Annotated in this window: 2 protein-coding genes; one reads left to right on the plus strand and one right to left on the minus strand. The window is 71.2% G+C overall.

Features of this window, described 5'->3' with window-relative positions; translation table 11 throughout:
- The coding region (locus Q0112_RS04580) for a sulfotransferase (protein ID WP_297972060.1) at positions 1-871 on the minus strand (871 nt) is incomplete at its 3' end.
- Positions 872-1,605: 734 nt separating this feature from the next.
- On the opposite strand from Q0112_RS04580, the gene Q0112_RS04585 reads away from it, so the two are divergent.
- The coding region (locus tag Q0112_RS04585; protein ID WP_297972063.1) for a GMC oxidoreductase at positions 1,606-3,110 on the plus strand (1,505 nt) is incomplete at its 3' end.

A 3,110-nucleotide genomic window follows, 5' to 3' on the forward strand; every position in this document is an offset into this window, starting at 1 on the left:
CGGATCGCAACTGGTATCCGGCCCCGCTCACCTCGGGCATTCCGGCGAAGGCCAGGGTGATCACCGCCTTCTGGCGCGCGCTCAAGCGCTCCTTCCACTTGTCGATCCCGGTCGGATCGGGGTCGCGCCGGAACGAGGCCGGGTCGTACCAGATCGCGGCCTGGACGAGCGCCCGCTCGCCGGGATGCCGGAGGCTGGCGGGGTTGAGCATGGCGGCGGTCCAGGGCACGCCGAGGAAGTCGCAGATGGCCCGGGTCTCCGCCTCGGGATCCGTCACCAGCGCCTCGTAGCGCAGCGCGAGCACGCGTCCGGGCGCCTCCGCCGCCGCGGCGCACGCCGCCCGGAAATAGCGCTGCACGTAGGTGACGGCGGCCGGGAGGCTACGCGTCCAGGGCTGGGTGAGCTGCCGCTGCGCGGCGGCGCGCGTGCCCACATCGAGCATCGAGGCGATGACCGCGCGCGGATCGCGCAGCACGAAGATGCAGCGCGCCGCCGGGAAGAGCTCCAGGAGCTCGCGGAACACCAGCGCGTTCGACGGCGTCTTCTCGCTCAGGTACGGCGCGCCGTGCCGGTCGGCGAGCGGCAGCAACAGATCCTCGATCAGCTGCGCGGTCAGCCGGTCCACCTCCGGCACCGAGGCGAAAGCGTCGATCACCCCCCCGTCGATGCCTTGCCGCAGCCGGTTGCGGAGCTCGACGATACGCTCGAGGTTCAGGAACTCCGGCGCCCCGAGGATCGCGGGGTGACAGTCGAGCATGTTCTGCACCAGCGTGGTGCCCGAGCGCGGCGCCCCGCCGACGAAGATGAACCGCTGGCCCCGCGTTCCCTCTTCCAGAGCGGGATCCTGCTCGAGACGTCCTGCCGGCCGCATGGCCCCCTCCGTGGCACCCGCCGCGAGAATAGGCCGGGGCCGCGCCGGGGCGCAAGCGCGGCGGGCGCTTCCCGAGTGGGCCCGCGGTCATGCCGCGCCCCGGGCAGACCGCGCCGAAGATGCAGGCGGCGCCCGTGGACGGGCTTTCCGCTTCGCCCGGATCGGGGCGAGCCTGTCTCTGGCCGACCCGTGCCTCGTCCTGGAGCCCGGATTTCCAGAGGCTTGTCGGCCAGCCGCGGGGAGCGCGGCGGCTACCGCCTCGGGAAAGCTCTTCGAAGCCCTCCCGGACCCCGGGACCGGTCTTCGGATGCCGCAGGCGGAAAATCGCCGATAGCCGAGTGCTGCCAGCCCCTTGCCCGCCGTCCGGGCGTGCACCTCCACCCAGGACGCCGAAGCGATCCGCGGCCGGAGCGGCTCATCCGAATCCCGGCGGCGTCGCGCGCGCCGCGACGTTTACCAACCCTGCGACGGGATGCTTCACCAGCAACATCAACGTGCTAGTCGGTCGGGCACGCCTGCCCTGCCTCGCCGTCCCGGATGCGCTGGCTGATCACAGGCCTGCCGGTTGACCATCCCTCCGGTGTGCGCAACAACCTGTGTCCGCCGCTCTCTCGCGAGGCCGAATTGAAGTCGCCCGTTGCCGGTCCTTCCCGAACGCCCTCCCATCGCGCCCCGGTCGCGGCCTGCTCCAGCGACCTCCGCGATGGCCGGTCGCGCCGGGAGGGAAAAGCGCGATGATCTTCGACGTCGAAACCAACGAGCGCTCAGCCTTCGCCCGGCCCTTCGACGTCTGCGTGATCGGCTCGGGGCCGGCGGGGATCACGCTGGCGCGCCGGCTCGCCGGCCGCGGCCTCGACGTCGCGCTGATGGAGGGCGGCGGCCTCGAATGGTCCGAGGAGTCGCAGGCCGTCTATGCGGGCGAGAGTGTCGGACTCTCCTCCCCCGATCTCGACATCGCGCGCGTGCGCTGCCTCGGCGGCTCGTCCGGTCACTGGAACGGACTCTGCCGCGCCTTCGAGGCGGCGGACATGCGGCCGCGGCCGCAGAACCCGCTGAGCGGCTGGCCGATCACCCGGGCCGACCTCGACCCCTACCAGGCCGAGGTCGCCGAGATCCTCGACCTGGTCCCGGCTTCCGACGACGTCCCGCCGGCAAACCCTGACCCGCCCCAGGACGGCTTCCGCCAGGTCTGGTACTGGCGCAGCGCCCCGACCCGGTTCGGCGAGAAGTATCTCGACGAGTTCAAGCGCACGGAGCGGATCGCGCTCGGGGTCCAGGCGAACCTCGTCGACCTCAGGCTCGACGATGACCTGACCCGCGTCACCGGGGCGGTCTTCCGCGGCTACGCCGCCGACGATCCCGGCTTCACCGTCCGGGCACGCCACTACTGCCTCTGCACCGGGGGCTACGAGAACCCTCGGCTCCTGCTCAACTTCACGAGCCAGATCCCGGCCGGCATCGGCAATCAGAACGACCTCGTCGGCCGGTATTTCTGCGATCACCTGCGAATGCAGGTGGGCGAGGTGCTCTTCAGCGCGACCCCGGAGGCCGAGGTCCGCTATTTCACCCCCACCGAGGAGTTCCTCGCCGAGCACCGGACGCTGAATATCGTCCTGCACCTCGACCACTACCGCCGGAAGGCGCTGTCGCTTCCCGAGGAGCTGATGCGCAGCACGCAGTGCGCCGTGCCCTTCGTGGAACGGCTCGTCGAGGCGATGACCGGCGATGCGCTGCAATGCGACCGGGGCGGCCTTGAGGACTGGCTCGCCAGCCGCGACTCGGTGGCGAACCCCTGGGGCCGGGTCGTGGTCAACAGCGAGCAGGCGCTCAACCCGGAGAGCCGGGTCACCCTGGCCGAAACCAGGGACGCCTTCGGCCTGCAGCGCATCCGGCTGAACTGGCAGACCCGGGAGATCGACACCCGCACCCTCCAGGACACGACACTCGCCTTCGCGGCACATCTCGCCGAGCGGAACGTCGGCCGGGCGCGCCTCTACGACTCCATTCTCGGCGCCCAGCCGCTCCTGGCGGCAGTGGCGGACGGGCAGCAAGTGAGCGGATGGCACCACATGTGCACCACCCGCATGAGCGACGACCCCAAGACCGGGGTCGTCGACCGCAACTGCCGGGTGCACGGGATCGCCAACCTCCACGTCGGCGGCTCGAGCGTCTTCTCGACCCCCGGCTTCCAGAACCCGACCTACACCATCGTCCAGCTCGCGCTCCGGCTCGGCGACCA

Source organism: uncultured Amaricoccus sp., from assembly GCF_937858865.1.
Taxonomy (GTDB): Bacteria; Pseudomonadota; Alphaproteobacteria; order Rhodobacterales; family Rhodobacteraceae; genus Amaricoccus.